Consider the following 17,275-nt stretch of genomic DNA (forward strand, 5'->3'; position numbering starts at 1 on the left):
GCGGGTCACCCCACTGGGGCGATGTGCACCGGGAATCCGTTGAGGACGGCCGTCCCTGACAGCGGGTCCAGCAGGGTGCCGTCGAGGAGCTGGTTGACGTTGACGCCGGGGTCACGGGCCGCGACGCCCAGACGGGTACCGGGCCGGTCGTGGCCCCAGCCGTGCGGCAGCGAGACCACGCCGGGGCGCAGCGAGTCGGTGACCTCCACCGGGACTTCGAGCTCAGCGCCGGGCCCCTTGACCAGCGCGGGCGCGGCGTCGGTGAGGCCGAGGCGGTCGGCGTCGTCGGGGTGGATCTGCAGGGTGCAGCGATTGGTGCCGCCGGTCAGCGCGGGCACGTTGTGCATCCAGCTGTTGTTGGAGCGCAGATGGCGGCGCCCGATCAGGACGAAGCCGTCCGGGCCGCGGTCCAGGGAGCGCCGCAGCCGGGGGACGTCGGCCACCACCGGGCCGGGCGCGAGCTCGACCGTGCCCGAGGCCGTCCGCAGGATCTCGGGGATACGGGGCTTGAGGGCGCCCAGGTCGACGCCGTGCGGCGCGGCGCGCAGCCGGGCCAGGGTGAGGCCCTGCGGGTCGGCGCCGAAGGCGTCGCCGTACGGGCCCAGTCGGAGCATCAGGTCGAGCCGGCGCTCGTGCCCGGCATCGCCGGTGAGGGCGGCGGCCAGTTCCGCCGCGTCCCGCCCGGCGACCGGGGAGTGCGGGTCGGCGGTCTCCTTGGCCAGGGTGGCGGCGATGACCTGCTCGTCCACGGCGGCCGGGTCGGCGTCCGGCCCGGCACCGTAAAGGATCATGACCAGCCGGGAGAGGATCTCGGCCTCGTCGGGGCGACCGTCGGCCAACGGCAGCGCGGCGGGCGAGTAGCGGGCGTTGTCGCGTACCGAGAAGTTGGTGAACGCGAAGTCGAAGTGCGGGCTCTGCGAGGGCGGCGGCGGGGGCAGGACGACGTCCGCGTGCCGGGTCGTCTCGTTGAGGTAGGGGTCGACGCTGACCATGAAACCGATGCCGTCCAGCGCCCGGGACAGGCGCTCGCCGTCGGGTGCCGAGAGCACCGGGTTGCCGGCCACCGTGATCAGCGCCCGGACCTGGCCGGCGCCGGGGGTGTCGATCTCCTCGGCCAGGGCGGAGGCGGGGAATTCGGAGGCGGTCTCGGGGTGGCCGGAGACCCGGCTGTGCCAGCGGCCGGTGACGAACCCACGGCCGGGCCCGGCCGGGCGCGGCGCCCGCCCGGTGGGCGAGAGCGGGAACATGACGCCGCCCGGCCGGTCCAGGTTGCCGGTCAGGGTGTTGACGACGTCGATCAGCCAGCTGCCGAGGGTGCCGAACTCCACGGTCGTGCTGCCGATCCGCCCGTAGACCGCGGCCGAGGGCGCGGCGGCGATCTCCCGGGCCAGCTCCCGGATCTCCTCGGCGGTGACGCCGCAGTGGCCGGCGACCGCCTCGGGCGTGAAGTCGCCGGCCAGCGCGCGCACCTCCTCGACGCCGGTGACATGCCCGGCCGGCCGCCCGAGGTCCACCAGGTCCTCGGCGAAGAGCACCTGGACGACCGCGAAGAGCAGGGCGGCGTCCGTGCCGGGCCGGGGGGCGAGATGGCGGTCGGCGAGCGCGGCGGTGCGGGTGCGGTTGGGGTCGATGACGGTGAGCCGTCCGCCGCGCCGACGCAGCGCCTTGAGCTTGCCGGGGAAGTCGGCGGCGGTGGCCAGACTGCCGTTGGAGACCAGCGGGTTGGCGCCGATGATCACCAGGTGGTCGGTGCGGTCCAGGTCGGGGACGGGGATCGCGAAGGCATGGCCGAAGAGGTAGCCGCAGGCGACCTGCTTGGGCATCTGGTCCAGGGTGCTGGCCGCGTAGATGTTGCGGGTGCCCAGTGCCCGGATGATCAGCGGCGGGTAGAGCCCGCCGGCGACGGTGTGGACGTTGGGGTTGCCGAGGTAGACGGCGACCGACGCGCCGCCGTGCTCGCGGATCACCCCGCCGAGACCGGCCGCCACGGCTTCGTACGCCTCCGTCCAGCTCGCCTCGACCAGCTCGCCGTCGCGGCGGACCAGGGGGCCGGTGAGCCGGTCCGGGTCGGCGTCGAGGTCGCCGAAGGTGGCGCCCTTGGGGCAGACGAAACCGGCGCTGAAGACGTCCTCGCGGTCACCGCGAGCGGCGGTGACCCGGCCGCGGTCGTCGTCGATGGTGAGGGTGAGGCCGCAGGTGGCCTCGCACAGCGGGCATATACGCAGGGCGGTGCGGCTCATCGGCCCTCCCGTCAGGGGTTGGGCGGCCAGCATACCGACCGGTAGGCATGCCGTCAGCCGACGTTGCTCAGCCGCCGTCCAGAGCCTGCGCGAGATAGGCGTGGAGCAGCACCTTGGTCTCGGCGACGATCCGCGGATCACCGGCCGGGTCGGTGTGGAAGGCGAGCTGGAGCAGGGCGTCGGCGGCCTCCACGCCGACGGTGAAGGTCAGCGCGAGCGCCTGGCGTCCGGATCGGGGCCGAGGTGGACGGCGAGCAGCGTGCGCAGCCGGTCGGCGACCCGGTGGTTGGCGGCACCCCGGGCACCGGGGACGGGGATACCGAAGTCGACCAGCCCGAAGCCGGGGACGGTGCGCTTCATGGCCACGTACTCGTCGACGGCGAGATCGATCGCGGGCCGCCAGCCCCGGGCCCCGTCCGGCCCGGCCAGGCGCGCGGCGATCCGGGTGACGTACTCGTCGAGGTTGCGCCCGGCCAGCGCGTCGGCCATGGCGCGCTTGTTGGAGAAGAAACGGTAGACCGACCCGATCGGCACGCCCGCGCGGACCGCCACGGCGCGGGTGCTCAGCTCCTCGTAACCCACCTCGTCGAGCAGCCCGGCGGTGGCGTCGAGGATGCGGCCGAGGCGTTCGGCGCTGCGTCGCTGGACAGGGGCGCGGCGGAGTCCGGTGGCGGCGTGCACAGGTCCATCATGCCGTGCCGCCCCACTCGGGTCCGGTGGCCGGGCCCGGACTGCCGGATCGCCGGCGGACGACCGACGGACGACCGACGGACGACCGACGACCGACCACCGGACCTACGGCCGGACGGTTGACGGATGGCCCAGCCATTCCTATGGTCGAGCACAGGAATGGCCGCGGCGACCCTGGGAGCCCCCGATGACCAGCCCGGACCAACAGGTAAAGGACCTCACCTACTCCCCCGGCTTCGGGAACGAGCACCTCAGCGAGGCCGTGCCGGGCGCCCTCCCGGTCGGCCGGAACTCGCCGCAGCGCCCACCGATGGGCCTGTACGCCGAGCAGCTCAGCGGCACCGCCTTCACCGAGCCCCGCCATCTCGGCCGGCGCAGCTGGCTCTACCGGATCCGCCCCTCCGCCGCCCACCCGCCGCTGCGCAGGATCGGCAACGGCCTGCTGCGCGCGGCCCCCTTCCGCGACACCGAGCCCGACCCCAACCGGCTGCGCTGGGGCCCGCTCCCGCTGCCGCTGCCCGACCGGGCCACCGATTTCGTCGACGGGCTGGTCACGGTCGGCGGCAACGGTGACGTCATGCGCCGCGAGGGCATCGGCATCCACTGGTACGCCGCCAACCGCTCCATGGACGACCGGGTCTTCTCCTCGTCCGACGGCGAGCTGCTCATCGTCCCCGAGCACGGCGCCCTGCTGCTCCGCACCGAACTGGGCCTGCTCGGCGTCACGCCCGGCCACATCGCCCTGATCCCCCGCGGCCTGCGCTTCCGTGTCGAGCTGTGCGACCCCGCAGCCGGGGCCCGCGGCTATGTCTGCGAGAACTACGGCAGCCCCTTCCGGCTGCCCGACCTCGGCCCGATCGGCGCCAACGGCCTGGCCAACGCCCGTGACTTCCTCGCCCCCGTCGCCGCCTACGAGGAGCGCGACGGCGAACCCGTCGAGGTGATCAGCAAGTTCGGCGGCAACCTGTGGGCAGCCACCTACGACCACTCCCCGCTCGACGTCGTCGCCTGGCACGGCAACCACGTCCCGTACGTCTACGACCTGCGGCGCTTCAATGTGCTCGGCACGGTCAGCTACGACCACCCCGACCCGTCGATCTACACCGTGCTCGCCGCCCCCGACGCCGACTTCGTCGTCTTCGCCCCGCGCTGGCTGGTGGGCGAGGACACCTTCCGGCCGCCGTACTTCCACCGCAACGTCATGACCGAGTTCATGGGCCTGATCGAGGGTGCCTACGACGCCAAGACCGCCGGCGCCGACGGCTTCGTGCCCGGCGGCGCCTCCCTGCACAACATGATGTCCGCGCACGGACCGGACCGTACGACCTTCGACCGGGCGAGCGGGGCCGAGCTGCGGCCCCAGAAGGTCGACGACGGCCTGGCCTTCATGTTCGAGACCCGCTGGCCGGTCGTGCCGACGGAGTACGCGATGAACGGGCCGCACCGCCAGGACGGTTACGACAAGGTCTGGAGTGGCCTTGAGCGGCTCTTTCGCCCCTGACCCGCTGCTCCTCAACCGCAGACTCCCGCTGTGGTACCAGGTCTCGCAGTCGCTGCGCGCCTCCGTACTCGGCCGCCCGGCCGACGCACCGCTGCGGCTGCCAACCGAGAACGCGCTCGCCGAGCACTACGGGGTCGGTGTCCTGACCATGCGCCAGGCCCTCAAGGAGCTGGAGACCGAGGGCCTGATCACCCGGCACCGCCGCCACGGCACCTTCATCGACCCCGCCGCCCGCCGCGGGGCCCCGGTCCGGCTCCTCGGGTCGGTGGACGCCATCGTCGCCCACCAGTCCGGCGAACGCACCACGGTCCTGGGACACCAGCCGGTCCCCGTCCCGGCCGACCTCGCCGCGCTCTTCCCCGGCGAGACCGAACTCGTCCGCTACCGGCGCCTGCGCTACGACGAGGAGACCGACGAGCCCGTCAACTGGGCCGAGAACTACGTCCTTCCGGCGCTCGCCGACCGCCTCGACCCCGCCGAGCTCGTGCACTCCCCCATGACCCGCGTCCTGCGCGACCGCCTCGGCGTACGGATCAACCGCGTCACCGACACCGTGGAGGCCCGCCTCGCCGACCCCGAGACTGCGGCCCTGCTGCGGGTGCCGCTGCTCAGCCCGATCCTGCACTGCACCGGGGTGGTCCACGACGACAGCGAGCGCGTGGTGGACGTGGCCCGCATCCGGTACCGGGGGGACCGCTTCTCCTTCACCGTCACGATGGACGCCCGCTAGGCCGTGGCCGCGCGCTCACCGGGTCGCGCGGCCTTCGGAGGCCGTGGGGCCGATGGCGGTGCCGCCGCCCCTGTGGTGCAGCAGGACCCAGGCGACGCCACCGGCGGCCAGGGCCAGGGCGAGGATCCCGGCGACGACGGCGGCCACGGCCCGGCGCGGACAGGCCGGAGCGGCGGCGGCGTGCAGCCGGGCGGCGGTACGGGGCCGGGCGGCGGTGACGGCGGCGTCCGCCGAGGGCGTGGGGCGCCTCGGCGCCGCCACGGCGGCCGTCGGCCGGTAGGAGGCACGGCCCGCCGCGGCGGCGTCGAGCAGTCGCTGGGCCTCGGCGCCGTCCATCCGCTCGGCGGGGTCCTTGCGCAGCAGTCCCTCGATGACCGGGGCGAGGGCCCCGGCCAGCCGGGGCGGGGGCAGCGGTTCGTCCACGACGGCCCACAGGGTGTTCAGGGCGGTGTCGCGGCGGAACGGCGACCCTCCCTCCACCGCCACGTGGAGCAGGATCCCCAGCGCCCACAGATCGGACGCGGGGCCGGTGGGGCGGCCCAGGGCCCGTTCCGGGGCGAGGTACTCGGGCGAGCCGACGACCTCTCCGGTGCGGGTGATGGCGGAGCTGCCCTCGATGAAGGCGATGCCGAAGTCGGTGAGGACGACACGGCCGTCGTTGCCGATCAGGACGTTGCCGGGTTTGACGTCGCGGTGCAGGACGCCCCGCCCGTGGGCGACCCGCAGCGCCGCGAGCACCCGGCTGCCGGTCTCGGCGGCGCGGCGCGGGGAGAGCGGCCCGTCGGCGTCCAGGACGTCGGACAGGGAGAGGCCGCGCACCAGCTCCATGACGATCCACGGGGTGCCCTCGGCCATCGCCACGTCGTAGACCGTGATGGCGTTGGGGTGGTCCACACGGGCCGCCGCGCGGCCCTCCTGCTCCAGCCGGGCGTAGAGCCGGAGCACCGCGTGCTCGTCGAGCCCTTCCGGGGCCCGGACCTCCTTCACGGCGACCTCGCGGCCCAGCAGTTCGTCGTGGGCGAGCCACACCACGCCCATGCCGCCCCGGCCCAGCTCGCTCAGCAGCCGGTACCGTCCCGCCAGCACCCGGGTCGTCATCGGCGAACCTCCCGTCGCGTCGGTTCTTCCCCCGCTACGGGCGCACCGGTCACAGACCGCTCATGCTCCTGAACACCAGCACGCAGCCGAGCGTGAAGACCACGGTCGCCGTCACCAGCGGTGCCGCGCGCTGCGCGAGGACCAGCAGCCGGCCACTGCGCCGGGCCTGGACCCGGCCGGCCAGCTTCCCCAGACGTACGACGGCGAACCCGGCCGCCGTCAGGGTCAGCGCGAGCCCCATGCCGTACGCGAGCACCAGCAGGAAGCCGAACCACGCCTGGCCCAGGGCCGACGCGCCCACCAGGACGACGACCGCCGACGGGCTGGGGACCATGCCTCCGGCGAAGCCGAGCAGGATCGTGCTGCGCAGGGTGAGCTGGGGGGTGGGGTGGTGGTGATGGTGGTGCGGCCGGGGAGCCGGGCGTTCGGCGGTGAGCACGGCGGTGACAGCGGGCACGGAGGCGAGTCCGGCGGCCTGCGCGGGGTCGTGGTCGTGCCCGTGCCCCTGCGCATGCCCGTGATCGTCGTGGCCGTGGCCGTGCCCGTGCCCGTCCCCATGGCCCTGTCCATGCCCGTGTCCGTGGTCATGCCCGTGGTCGTGGTCGTGGGAGTGGCTGTGGCCGTGCTCCTGGCCGCGCAGCCGCCATGCGCGCCGCAGCAACGCCGCTCCCGCGAAGGTGACCAGCAGACCGCTGGCCACACCGAGCCAGCCGATGACCGAAGGAGCCGCCGCGGAGCCGGCGGTGACCAGCAGGCCGAGCACGAAGACACCCATGGTGTGGGTGACGGTCACCGAGGCGCCCAGGGCGAACATGTCGCGCCGCGAGGTGCGTCCACCGGCCGCCGCCGCCGCGGCCATCAGGGTCTTGCCGTGGCCGGGGGCCAGGGCGTGTATCGCCCCCAGCAGCAGCGCGGCGCCGAAGGCGAGGGCGGCGAAGCCGGGGGTCAGGTCGTGCCGGGAGACCAGGCCGGTGAGGGCCGTGGTCCAGCGGTCGGCACCGCGCGGCAGGACGGAGGAGGCCACGGGCGTGCCGGTGGACGACGAGTCGGCCAGGGCCGGTCCGCCCGGAGTCGTGCGCAGCGCTGCCGACCGCTCGTTCGACGGTGAGGACAGCAGGTCCTTGGGGTAGGAGGTGAGCCGCTGCGAGATCGACCGCCGCGCCACGTCCGAGCGGGTGAGCGTCCTGCGGTCGCCGCGCGCGGTGATCTCGCGCCAGCCGGGGCCGGTGCCGATGTCCTTGGGGCGGTACGTGATCGTGGCGGCGTCCCCGCGCGGCAGGGCGGCCGTCAGCCGGCACTGCACCCGCAGCGTGGGCAGGCCCGCCTGCCCGGGGCGCAGGGAGGCCTTGGCGGAGCCGACGCCGAGCTGCTCGCGCTCTCCGCCCACCGTGAGCCGGGCGCCCCGGGCGGCGTCCGCGCAGCGGCTGTCCGCCCAGGTCCGGAGTTCCGCGGGGGCCAGGGTGTTGTCCTCGTCGGTGTCGATGTCGGCCTTGGCCTGCGCGGCCGGGATCTCGGCGAGGTCCTCGACGTGGTCGACGGTGAGCCGGGCGTCCGAGGCGACCAGGCCGTCGTAGCGGTTGACGGTGAAGTTGCCGAGTGGATGCGCCGAGGCGGCGGCCACCGGGAGGGCGACCAGGGCGGCGGTGACGGCCAGTACGGCCGCGATCCGGGCTTTCACTTGGCGCCCTCCAGCCCGTCCAGGGCGGCGCGGGCCGTCTTCGACGAGGTGGGCGAGAAGCCGGGGTTGAGCTTGAGCGCGGCCTTGAGCGAGCCGCGGGCCGCGTCCTTGTCGCCGAGGGCGCGTTCGATCATGCCCCGGTGGTAGAGGAACAGGGCGTTGCGGTAGCCGGGAGCGGCGGCGTGCTTGGCGTAGGTGAGCGCCTCGCGGTCGTGGCCGTTGACGTGGAGGGCCCAGGCGAGGGCGTCGGCGGTGTGCACGCTGTGCCGGCGCTGCCATTCGGCCCTGGCCGCGGTGAGGGCTTCCTCGCGGTCGCCGTGGTCGGCGGCGACGAGGGCCGTGTCGAGGTCGGTGGCGACGCCGTTGGCGCGGGCCAGTTCGATCCAGGTGCCGACCACGTTGTACTGCTGCTTGGCGCGCTTGCGGTCACCCAGCGCCTCGTACACCTCGCCCAGGGCTGCGAGCTGGGCCGGCAGCGGGTACCGGCGGACGACCTCGCCGAGATCGGCGGCGGCCTTGTCGAGGTCGCCGCGGGCGGCGTGGGTGCGGCCGCGGCCCTCCAGGGCGGGGAGGTAGGAGGGCGAGGCGGTGAGGGCCTGGGCGAAGTGCTTCATGGCGGCGGTGTAGTCGCCCTGGGTCCAGGCCAGCTGGCCCAGCGCGGTGGCCACGTAGGCGATGTCGCCCGGGGAGACGGCCTGGTCGAGGGCTTCGAGGAGGATACGGCGGGCGCCGCTGACGTCGCCGCGCAGTTCGAGCACATAGGCGTAGCGCGTGAAGATCGGGATGCCGGGGCGCAGGGAGTCCGCCTGGCGCGCGGCCCGGTAGGCGGCGTCGTAGCGGCCGAGTTCGACGAGGGCGTCGATGCGCACGGCGAGGGCGCGTTCGTTGTAGGCGTTGACGGTCAGGGCGCTGTCGGCGTTGCGCAGCGCGGTGGGGAAGTCATGACGGGCGGCGGCGAGGGCGGCCCGGCCGGCGAGGGCTGCGTCGTTGTCCTTGCGCTGGATCGTCATGGAACGGTCGAACGCCTCCTCGGCCTGGGGATAGCGGGTCGGGTCGCCGGTGGTGCGGGCCTGTTCCACGTAGGCGGCGCCCAGGGTGGCCCAGCTCCCCGCGTCCTTGGGCTGCGCGCGCAGGTGCTGTTGCAGGGCCGCGATGCCGCTCGCCAGGTCGCCGTCCGCGATGCGTTCCAGTGACGCGTCGGCGGCCACGGTCGCCTTGCCGGCGGCTGCGGGGTGGGTGCTGCCGCCGATCGCGATGGCCGCCGCGGTGAGAGCCGTCGCGAGCGCCACGACCACGGCCGCCGTGCGCAGTTTTCGGCGCCGGGGCAAGACGGGCGGCTCGGGCGCGTCAGGTGCGCTCACGGTTTCTGCGGTGGCGGACATCGCGGGTACCTCTCTGGGTGCGGCGGTACGGCTGTGCGGCGCGGTGGTTCTGGGTGGCTCGGCCGCCCCGTGGGGGGGTGAGCGGGAGGGGCGGCCGAGCGGGTGGCGTGGCCCGGGTGGGGGGTCCGGACCACGCCTGCCTGGGGGTGGTTACGGTGTTCCGGCCGGCCCGCGGGCCGGCCGGGCCCCGTCAGCGCCCGTGGTAGGCATCCAGGTCGAAGCGGCTGCGACGCTGCCGTCCCCGCCACCACACCAGACCGCCGCCGAGGAGCAGCACACCGGCCGCGCCGGACGCCGCCGAGACGGCCAGCACCGTGTTGTCACTGCCCGAGACCAGGCCGCCGCCGTTGAGGAGGGTGCGGTCGGACTTGGTGGAGTTCGTCGAGGCCGCGTCCGAGCCGGAGGCCGGGAGCGCCACGTAGGGGAAGCTGTGCTCGAAGTCGGCGTCGTTGGCGTCGACCGCGTCACCGAGGTCGTTCTTGCTGCCGACCAGCTCGCCCTCGACGGCCTGCAGCGAGATGTCGAGCACGTCGTCGGTCAGCCGGCGCCCGTTGGGGAAGCCGGCGTTGTCGCCGTCCAGGACACCGAGGCGCTTGGGCGACTTGGCGGGCTTGATCGAGGTGTTGAGCCGCAGTTCCTCGGACGCCCGCACGTACGGGGGCTTGTTGAGGCCGTCGACACCGGTCAGGAAGACCGAAACCAGGTCGTCACGGGGCTCGTCCGGCGCCTTGATCTTGAAGATGCCCTCGATCAGCTTGGGCAGCTCGGGCTCGGTGACGTTGTCCGCGAACTGGGCGTCGTCGTAGGGGTCGGACGCGTTGAACTTGTCCTTGTCCTTGAGGGGGTTGACGACCTCGTTGACCAGCGGGTTGCCCAGCCGGGAGACCTGGACGTACCGCCCGCTGGAGTTGAGCCGCTGGGTGGTGGACCAGATGCCGATGATCGGCTGCTTCTTCGACTCACGGATGTACTTGGTCGGGACCTGGATGCCGAGGGTGTTGACGTTGTACCCGGCGAGGGTGTCGTCGCCGACCTCGGACAGGTCACCGCCGTACAGCAGGTCGAAGACCCGCAGGTCGGCGAAGAACGGGTCGTCGGCCTGGCCGGCGAAGACGGTGGTGCCGCCGCCTATCTTCTTGATGGCGTGCTTGCGCAGCGCCGAGTAGTCGGGCATCGACGCCTTGCCGACGTTGGACGGCGCGACCGGCACGTTCCTGGCGATCCGCGTCTTCTTCACGACCCGCCCGCTGTGCACCTTCAGCAGGTCGATGTTGTACGTCTGGATGAAGTTCAGGTCCGGGTCGTCGAGGCTGGTGACCGGGCCGGTGTTGTACAGGAAGGTGTCCCCGCTGCGGAAGTGGTCCTTGAAGCTCCAGCGGTAGACGTAGTCGCTCTGGGCGTCGCCGTCGTTGTCGATGTGGATGTCGTACTGGGCGTTGTCGGCGAACTTGTAGAAGTTGGGGCCGCCCGCCGGGTCCTCGAAGGGGATGAAGTTGGCCAGCAGCGTCGTCTTGCTCTTCTTGTCGGGGCTGACGAAGGCGTACAGGTCGGTGGTGTCGAACTGGGGCTGGCCCGAGATCAGCGGCGCCTCCCGGTGGCTGGAGGCTTCGGCGGCCTGCGGCTGGAGTGCGGCGACGCCCGCCGTGGCGAGCCCTCCGGCAGCCAGGGCGGCCGCGGTGAACAGGGCGATCCTGCGGGACCCTCCTGCCCTGATCCGGGCCTTGAGCCTGAGCCTGCTCTTGCTGTCTGCGGTCATCGCGTCGGTCCTTTGGCGTCAAGTGCCGGTGCCCTGTGGCAGAGGCGCTCACGGGGTTGTTCGGAGGCCATACGTCTGCGGATTGGTAAGAAGTTCAGTCAGTTGGGCAATCCGTTGAGATACGTCGCTCCGAACACCACTTGCCGCGACAATGACGGGCCGGGATCAGATGGGGAGGAGACACGTTGCAATTGGTTCGGAAGGACGTCCGGGACAGCCAGGAGGCGGACCGGCTTCTGCCGTTGGTCGGCCGTGGTGATCACCGCGCCTTCGAGGAGCTGTACACCTTGGTGTCCGGCCCTGTGTACGGCCTGGTCAGAAGGGTTTTGCGGGACCCCGCGCAGTCCGAGGAGGTCGCCCAGGAGGCACTGCTCGACGTATGGCGCAGCGCTCCGCGGTACGACCCGGAGCGCGGCACCGCACTCGCCTGGATCATGACCTTCGCCCACCGCAGGGCCGTCGACCGGGTACGGTCGGCGCGCGCCGCCACCGAGCGGGAGCTGCGGATCGGGCGGCGGTCCGACGGACCCGCCTTCGACCAGGTCGCGGAGGCGGTCGAAGGCACCCTGGAACGAGAATGGCTGCTCCGTTGTCTGGAGCGGCTGACCGATCTGCAACGGCAGTCGGTCACGCTGGCGTACTACGACGGCTACACGTACCGCGAGGTCGCGAACCGCCTGTCCGTACCGCTGGGCACGGTCAAGACACGGATGCGCGACGGCCTCACCAGGCTGCGCGAATGCCTGGGGAGCGCGGCATGAGGCGCCGGATCCATGAACTCGCCGCGGTCTACGCGCTCGACGCGCTGGAGCCACGTGAGCACCGCCGGTTCGAAAAACATCTGGCTCGCTGCGAGCCCTGCGCCTACGAGGTGCGGCGGCTCGCACAGGACGTCCTGCGGCTCGGCCGGGCCGCGTCGTTCCCACCACCGCCGATGATGCGCGACCGGGTGCTCACCGCGGTGCTCACCATGCCGCAGGAGGCCGCGCCGGCCCGTCCGGCCACCGACATCCCGGTCACCCGGGCAGGCACCCGGGCCGCCTCACGGGCCCGGGCCAGGCCCCGGATCCGGTTCACGGCGGTGGCCGCCGCGTTCTGTCTGGCCGCCGCCGTGGTGATGGGTGTGCAGTACGTACGGACCAGTACCGAGCTGGACCGCGAACGTACCGCCGCGGCGGCCGTCAACCAGGTGCTCGGCGCGCCCGACGCGAAGGCCCGCAGCGCCAGCGACAACCAGGGCCGGGGCATCACCGCCGTGGTGTCCGACTCGCTGCACCGCGCCGTCGTCACCGCCCACGGGCTGGCCGCGGCGCCGTCCGGGCGCGACTACCAGCTGTGGCTGATGTCCGGCGACAGCGCCGTACGGTCGGTCGGCCTGCTGCCGGACGACGGTGTGCCGCTGGTCGCCACCGCCCTGAACGACAAGTCCACGGCCTTCGCGATCACCGTTGAGCCGGATGGCGGATCGACCCGGCCCACCACCGACCCCGTCGCGCAACTCCCTTTGGTCGTACAGGAAACGGGCAGTATCACGTCAACAGCCTTGACTCAGAGGTGAATCCGGGGCACAGGATGCGCGGGTGACGCGGCCAGGCGATAGGGTTACCCTGCCCGGTGCCGGGTGCCCTCGAACGGGTGGGGAGTGTCATGGAACAGATAGCTATGCGGAGCAGGCCACGGGTGCCTGCCATCAACTGCGGGAGCAGTGCGTCCAGCGCGCGCGTCGACCGTCATCTCGCGATACTGGCCGGCCCGGCCCTGCCGCAGCGCGAGACGGCTGAGGCCACCTTGCTGATGCAGGAGCTCACCGCTCGCGACCACACGCGTACCAGGGCCAGCCGCAGCGCCCGGGTCTCGCTGTTCGCGCCCCTGCGACGGCTGCGCCGTTCGCTCTTCGGCAGCCGCAGCTGACCCTTCGCACCACCCTCCCCGGGCAGGTTCGGAGGCCCCGCCGTCCCGGCACCGCGCCGGTGCGTCCGGACCTGCTCAGCGCACCCCTGTTCCCCCTGGTGGGTGGGGTCGGTGTCGCACCGGGCTCCTCTCCTCAGCGCTCGCGACGCGGGTACTTTCGAGTCGGACCCGGGATCCTCGCTCGTCGCTTGCGGGGAGCACCCCGGTACGCCCCCTCCCAGGTCTCCTCGCGGCCCCAGCCCGGTTGGCCGTCTGTCGCGGAAGAGGCCACCGGCCCGGGAGGGGACGACGTCGGGGTGCCCCCCGCAAGCGACGAGAACCGGCTTACGGCACCGAACACTGTTGGCCTGGCGTTCGAGCGCTGAGGTGGGGGTACCCCCGGACGGAGTCTGGGGGAGGGATGCCGACGGCGGCACCGCCCCCCCCCCCGGGCGCAAAGCTAGAGCAGGGCGAACTGGCCGTCCGGGCCTTCCTCGTGGTGGTCCAGGACCGAGGCCGGGCGCCGGGCCGTGTCGGGCACGGGGAGGACGCCGGCCGCGCGGAGCTCCTCGGGGGCGATGTGGTCGCCGGCGGCGGCCACTCGGGCGGTGAGGTCGCGGCGCCGGGGGCCGAGGTCGTCCAGGAGGGCCACCACGGTGATCAGTTCGAGCAGTTCCGACGTACGCGAACGCGGCCAGCCGACGTCGCCGACGGCCCCGAGCGTGCCGGGCTCGCCCGGCGACGTACGGCGCTCGCACCAGGGTTCGGCGAACTGCCAGGCGGCTTCCGGCACCGGGGAGATGACGCCGTCGCCGAGGCGCAGGGCCTGCTCCCCGGGGTCGTGACCGGCGGCACCGGGGCGCTCCGGGACGGCCGCCCTGACGTAGGGGCGCCGCCCGCCCGGCATGCGGGGCCGGCCGGTACCGCACCGGGCGCCGTAGGTGTGCAGCCACAGGATCTCGCGGCCCAGGGTCACGCCCTCGGCCCAGAGTCCGGGATCGGCGGTGAGGGTGACGCCGGGGAGCGTGCCGACGGCGGTCCAGGCGAGAACGTCCTCCGGGGCGACGGGCAGGCCGAGCCGGCGGGCGAGATGGCCGAGCAGGCCGGGGGCGAGATTGGGGTCGAGGCCGCCGGGGCGGCGGTAGAGCGGGCGGATCCGCTGCCGGCGGCCGACCGGGAGCAGCGCGGAGTACGTCAGGCCGGCCCCGGGGTGCTCGACGGCGTGGATCTGGTGGGTGTCGTCCGTGACCCGCCACAGCTCGGGGCGGGCCGCGTCGATCACCCGGTTGTCCGGTATCAGCCACTGGCGGTCGAAGGGCCCGTCGGTGACCCGGACCGGCTCCGGGCACGGCCCGTGCTCACGGGCGAGCCGGCCGCCGGGCGCCGGGTGGCCGGGGAGCTGGGGTACGGCGGAGTAGGGGGTGCGGGACCTGGTCACCTCGAACAGCGCGTCCCGCTCGGCGGGTTCCGCCCTGGTCAGCCGGGCCCACCGGGCCTTCAGGGTCGCGGGTTCGGCCGCCGTCACCCAGCCCCGGCCCAGCCGTGGCGCGGTGACCGCCCACGGCATGATCTCGTCCAGCGCCAGCGAACTCCCCACGCCCCGCATGGTAGCGGCGACCCCCGGTGCGGTCCGGGGGCCACCGCGGCAGGGCGCGCTACGCGGCTGCGGTGAAGGCGGGCAGATAGCCGCCGGACTGGCCGGAGGCGGTGGGGTGGTAGGACTCGTAGACCGGATAGGTGAGGCTGTGGAGCCAGGCCGAGCCGGAGCACAGTTCGTGCCCGGTGAAGTTGGCGCGGACGTCGGCGAAGACGAAGCCGTGGTCGGCGGCGCGCTTGGCGGTGGTGTCGTCCAGGAGGTCCGCCGCCGCGTTGATGGCGGAGCGCTTGGTCTGGCTGAGCCCGATGCACAGGGTGCCGAGTTTGTAGAAGCGCGGGTATCCGAGGACGACGACGGTGGCGGAGGGGGCCTTGGCGCTGATCGCGTCGTAGACGGCGTCGAGCCGGCCGGGGAGGGTGTCGGTGGCGAAGGCGCGGGCGGTGTTGATGCGGCTGACGCAGGTGGCGTCGGAGCTGGTGACGCAGGTGGTCATGACGTCGGAGAAGCCGGCGTCGTTGCCGCCGATGCTGATGCTGACGAGGGTGGTGCTCGCGCTCAGGGCGCCGAGTTGACTGTTGAGGACGTCGGCCGTCTTCGCGCCGGAACAGGCCGTGAAAGAGAACCCGGACGGAGTATGCGCGGCGGCCCAGAGTGCGGGGTACGCCTTGCTGCTGCGGTAGCAGCTGCCGCTGGCGCTGTCGTAGCTTCCGCTTCCCACTCCGGCGGAGTAGGAGTCGCCGAGGGCCGCGTAGACGGGGCCCGCGGCGTGTGCCGAGCCCGTGCCGAAGAGGGCGAGGGCGGTGGTGAGGAGCAGCGCGGATGCGGCTGCCGGGAATCGGGACAGTCTCATGAAACCTCCCTTAGCAGGATCTCTGCCGCATCTTTCGTACCAAGGAGTAACTGGTTCGGGAAGTGTTCATGCCACGATTTCCTGACATGAACATGGGAGTCGCTCGGCTGTTTTCTTGACGAGTCCGGCGGGGCTGCGCCACATTGAAGCCCTGCATCCGGCGTTTTGGGGGGCTAAGTCGCCAATGCAACCAACGCGCAGACAGACGTTCGGCAGGGAATCACTACCGCTGTTCGCCGGGGCCGCGGTCGGGGTCGGTGCGGTCGGCGCGGTGCTCGCGCTGATGGACATCACCTCGCCCGTCCGGGCCCCGTTCACCCTGTTCTTCCTGCTCGTCGCCCCGGGCGCGGCACTCGCCGCCGCCCTGGGCACGCTGGACCCGCTCAGCCGGGCGGTGGCCGGGGCGGCCGGGGCCGTCGTGGTGGACCTCCTGGTCGCCCAGGCGATGCTGACCCTGCACGTGTGGTCGATACGCGGCGGGGTCGGCGTCGTCACGGCGGTGAGCGCCGCGCTCTTCCTGCTGCCGCCGCTGAGACACGCGTACACCCGGGCCGGCGGAGGTCGCTGACGTGAGCATCTCGGTGTACCGCCCCGGGGATCTGACCGCCGCCGACCGGGCGGCCTGGGCGGACACCCAGAAGCGGGCCGCCGCCGCGGGCAGCCCACAGCTCGGGAACCCGTTCCTCGCACCGGAGTTCACGCTCGCGGTGGGCCGCCATCACCGCGGGGTACGGATCGCGGTGCTGCGCGAGGACGGCGAACCGGTCGCGTTCTTCCCCTTCCAGCGCAGCACCGCCGGGGTCGGCCGCGCGGTGGGGCTGGGACTCTCCGACTGCCAGGGGCTGGTGCACCGGCCAGGCTTCCAGTGGGACTCCCGCGAACTGCTGCGCGCCTGCGGGCTGGCGGTGTGGGAGTTCGACCATCTGGTGGACGGCCAGAAGCCCTTCGAGGAGGGGATCAGCGGCGCGTACCCGTCGCCGGTCATGGATGTGGAGCACGGCTATGCGTCGTATCTCGGCCACATCCGGGGCCGGTCGCCCAAGTTCGTCCGCACCACCCTGGCCAAGGAGCGCCGGCTCGGCCGCGACGTGGGCGAGGTCCGCTATGTGCACGACGAGCGGGATCCGGCGGCACTGCGCACGCTGATGGGGTGGAAGTCCGCCCAGTACCGCAGGACCGGGCGCGGCGACCGGTTCGCCCGGCCGTGGATCGTCGCACTGGCGGAGCAGCTGTTCCACTCGCGGGGCCCGTCGTTCTCGGGGCTGCTGTCGGTGCTCTACGCGGGCGGGCGGCCGGCCGCCGCGCACTTCGGGATGCGTTCGCCGTCGGTGCTGGCGTGCTGGTTCCCGGCGTACGACCCGGCGTACGCCCGGTACTCGCCGGGGCTGGTGCTGCATCTTCGGATGGCGGAGGCGGCGGCGGCCGAGGGGGTGGCCTACCTCGACCTGGGGCGCGGCGGGAAGGAGTACAAGGAGTCGCTCAAGACCCGCGATCTGATCGTCTCGGAGGGCTGGGTGACCCGGCGTCATCCGGTGGCACTGGGGCACCGGGCCCGGCGTGCGCCGGTGCGCGCGCTGCGCAACGCGGTGACCGGCCGACCCGGGTTGCGGGAACCGGCAGACCGGTTGCTCAAGGTGGTCGGCAGGTTGCGCACCGGCGCACAATAGCGGACATTGCCGGATGGTCAAGATCAATGTGTCGACAGCCTGTCAATTTCGGTCAAAGGGTAATCGCCGTCACAGGTCTTGCCATAGAGCCCCAATCATCAATACCGTCGTACATCCGCCCGCATCGGTCCATCACAGTCAGCGGCTCAGGGGAGGGCTCGTCAGTCGCGATGGAACGGCGCGGGACGCGGTAGGG

General features: G+C 73.0%; 14 protein-coding genes and 1 pseudogene. 7 read left to right on the plus strand and 8 right to left on the minus strand.

Annotation, left to right across the window (positions count from 1 at the left end; translation table 11 throughout):
- Positions 1-5: 5 nt before the first annotated feature.
- Positions 6-2,240, minus strand: coding sequence for a molybdopterin oxidoreductase family protein (locus RWE79_RS08965; RefSeq protein WP_475939485.1), 2,235 nt, complete (start codon positions 2,238-2,240; stop codon positions 6-8).
- Between the two features lie 67 nt (positions 2,241-2,307).
- Positions 2,308-2,921, minus strand: a pseudogene (locus RWE79_RS08970) (TetR/AcrR family transcriptional regulator).
- Between the two features lie 196 nt (positions 2,922-3,117).
- On the opposite strand from RWE79_RS08970, the gene hmgA reads away from it, so the two are divergent.
- Complete coding sequence (gene hmgA, locus RWE79_RS08975; protein WP_475939486.1) at positions 3,118-4,431, plus strand: homogentisate 1,2-dioxygenase; 1,314 nt, start codon at positions 3,118-3,120, stop codon at positions 4,429-4,431.
- Entirely contained in the window at positions 4,409-5,161 is a 753-nt protein-coding gene (locus RWE79_RS08980) for a GntR family transcriptional regulator (protein ID WP_475939487.1), read from the plus strand. Before hmgA ends, RWE79_RS08980 begins: the two co-directional genes overlap by 23 nt.
- A gap of 15 nt (positions 5,162-5,176) precedes the next feature.
- On the opposite strand, the gene RWE79_RS08985 is transcribed toward RWE79_RS08980, so the two are convergent.
- The 4 genes from RWE79_RS08985 to RWE79_RS09000 all read right to left on the minus strand — a co-directional run bounded on the left by RWE79_RS08985 (position 5,177) and on the right by RWE79_RS09000 (position 11,075).
- Positions 5,177-6,259: a serine/threonine-protein kinase gene (locus RWE79_RS08985; protein WP_475939488.1), complete on the minus strand. Its 1,083-nt coding sequence runs from the start codon at positions 6,257-6,259 to the stop codon at positions 5,177-5,179.
- Positions 6,260-6,308: 49 nt separating this feature from the next.
- The gene (locus RWE79_RS08990; RefSeq protein WP_475939489.1) at positions 6,309-7,937 is read right to left on the minus strand and encodes a HoxN/HupN/NixA family nickel/cobalt transporter; all 1,629 of its coding nucleotides are present in this window, start codon (positions 7,935-7,937) and stop codon (positions 6,309-6,311) included.
- Positions 7,934-9,319, minus strand: coding sequence for a tetratricopeptide repeat protein (locus RWE79_RS08995; RefSeq protein ID WP_475939490.1), 1,386 nt, complete (start codon positions 9,317-9,319; stop codon positions 7,934-7,936). Before RWE79_RS08995 ends, RWE79_RS08990 begins: the two co-directional genes overlap by 4 nt.
- Before the next feature lie 190 nt (positions 9,320-9,509).
- On the minus strand, positions 9,510-11,075 hold the full coding sequence (locus RWE79_RS09000; RefSeq protein WP_475939491.1) for a DUF4331 domain-containing protein: 1,566 nt from the start codon (positions 11,073-11,075) through the stop codon (positions 9,510-9,512).
- A 191-nt stretch (positions 11,076-11,266) separates the two neighbouring features.
- Here RWE79_RS09000 and sigK point away from each other — a divergent pair, with 191 nt between their 5' ends.
- The 3 genes from sigK to RWE79_RS09015 all read left to right on the plus strand — a co-directional run bounded on the left by sigK (position 11,267) and on the right by RWE79_RS09015 (position 12,986).
- On the plus strand, positions 11,267-11,836 hold the full coding sequence (gene sigK, locus RWE79_RS09005) for an ECF RNA polymerase sigma factor SigK (RefSeq protein ID WP_475945698.1): 570 nt from the start codon (positions 11,267-11,269) through the stop codon (positions 11,834-11,836).
- The gene (locus RWE79_RS09010; RefSeq protein ID WP_475939492.1) at positions 11,833-12,633 is read left to right on the plus strand and encodes an anti-sigma factor; all 801 of its coding nucleotides are present in this window, start codon (positions 11,833-11,835) and stop codon (positions 12,631-12,633) included. Before sigK ends, RWE79_RS09010 begins: the two co-directional genes overlap by 4 nt.
- A gap of 89 nt (positions 12,634-12,722) precedes the next feature.
- Positions 12,723-12,986 (plus strand): hypothetical protein, encoded by a 264-nt coding sequence (locus tag RWE79_RS09015; protein WP_475939493.1) that lies wholly within the window; start codon positions 12,723-12,725, stop codon positions 12,984-12,986.
- 439 nt (positions 12,987-13,425) lie between these two features.
- Here the strand turns inward: RWE79_RS09015 and RWE79_RS09020 are convergent, their stop codons facing one another.
- Both RWE79_RS09020 and RWE79_RS09025 read right to left on the minus strand, forming a co-directional pair.
- Complete coding sequence (locus RWE79_RS09020) at positions 13,426-14,571, minus strand: type ISP restriction/modification enzyme (protein ID WP_475939494.1); 1,146 nt, start codon at positions 14,569-14,571, stop codon at positions 13,426-13,428.
- A gap of 49 nt (positions 14,572-14,620) precedes the next feature.
- Positions 14,621-15,412, minus strand: coding sequence for an SGNH/GDSL hydrolase family protein (locus RWE79_RS09025; RefSeq protein WP_475939495.1), 792 nt, complete (start codon positions 15,410-15,412; stop codon positions 14,621-14,623).
- A 271-nt stretch (positions 15,413-15,683) separates the two neighbouring features.
- Between RWE79_RS09025 and RWE79_RS09030 the strand changes: the two genes are divergently transcribed.
- Positions 15,684-15,980 carry a hypothetical protein gene (locus tag RWE79_RS09030; protein ID WP_475939496.1) on the plus strand — a complete coding sequence of 99 codons (297 nt, stop codon included), beginning with the start codon at positions 15,684-15,686 and terminating at the stop codon, positions 15,978-15,980.
- 1 nt (position 15,981) lies between these two features.
- Entirely contained in the window at positions 15,982-17,079 is a 1,098-nt protein-coding gene (locus tag RWE79_RS09035; protein ID WP_475939497.1) for a GNAT family N-acetyltransferase, read from the plus strand.
- Positions 17,080-17,275 lie beyond the last annotated feature (196 nt).

Source organism: Streptomyces sp. RLA131 (genome assembly GCF_056270125.1).

Excerpts from the sequence above, each read along its gene's own strand:
- RWE79_RS08965 (WP_475939485.1), bottom strand. The coding sequence starts at position 2,240 with ATGAGCCGCACCGCCCTGCGTATATGCCCGCTGTGCGAGGCCACCTGC.
- hmgA (WP_475939486.1), top strand. The coding sequence starts at position 3,118 with ATGACCAGCCCGGACCAACAGGTAAAGGACCTCACCTACTCCCCCGGC.
- RWE79_RS08985 (WP_475939488.1), bottom strand. The coding sequence starts at position 6,259 with ATGACGACCCGGGTGCTGGCGGGACGGTACCGGCTGCTGAGCGAGCTG.
- RWE79_RS08995 (WP_475939490.1), bottom strand. The coding sequence starts at position 9,319 with ATGTCCGCCACCGCAGAAACCGTGAGCGCACCTGACGCGCCCGAGCCG.
- RWE79_RS09000 (WP_475939491.1), bottom strand. The coding sequence starts at position 11,075 with ATGACCGCAGACAGCAAGAGCAGGCTCAGGCTCAAGGCCCGGATCAGG.
- RWE79_RS09010 (WP_475939492.1), top strand. The coding sequence starts at position 11,833 with ATGAGGCGCCGGATCCATGAACTCGCCGCGGTCTACGCGCTCGACGCG.
- RWE79_RS09015 (WP_475939493.1), top strand. The coding sequence starts at position 12,723 with ATGGAACAGATAGCTATGCGGAGCAGGCCACGGGTGCCTGCCATCAAC.
- RWE79_RS09020 (WP_475939494.1), bottom strand. The coding sequence starts at position 14,571 with ATGCGGGGCGTGGGGAGTTCGCTGGCGCTGGACGAGATCATGCCGTGG.
- RWE79_RS09025 (WP_475939495.1), bottom strand. The coding sequence starts at position 15,412 with ATGAGACTGTCCCGATTCCCGGCAGCCGCATCCGCGCTGCTCCTCACC.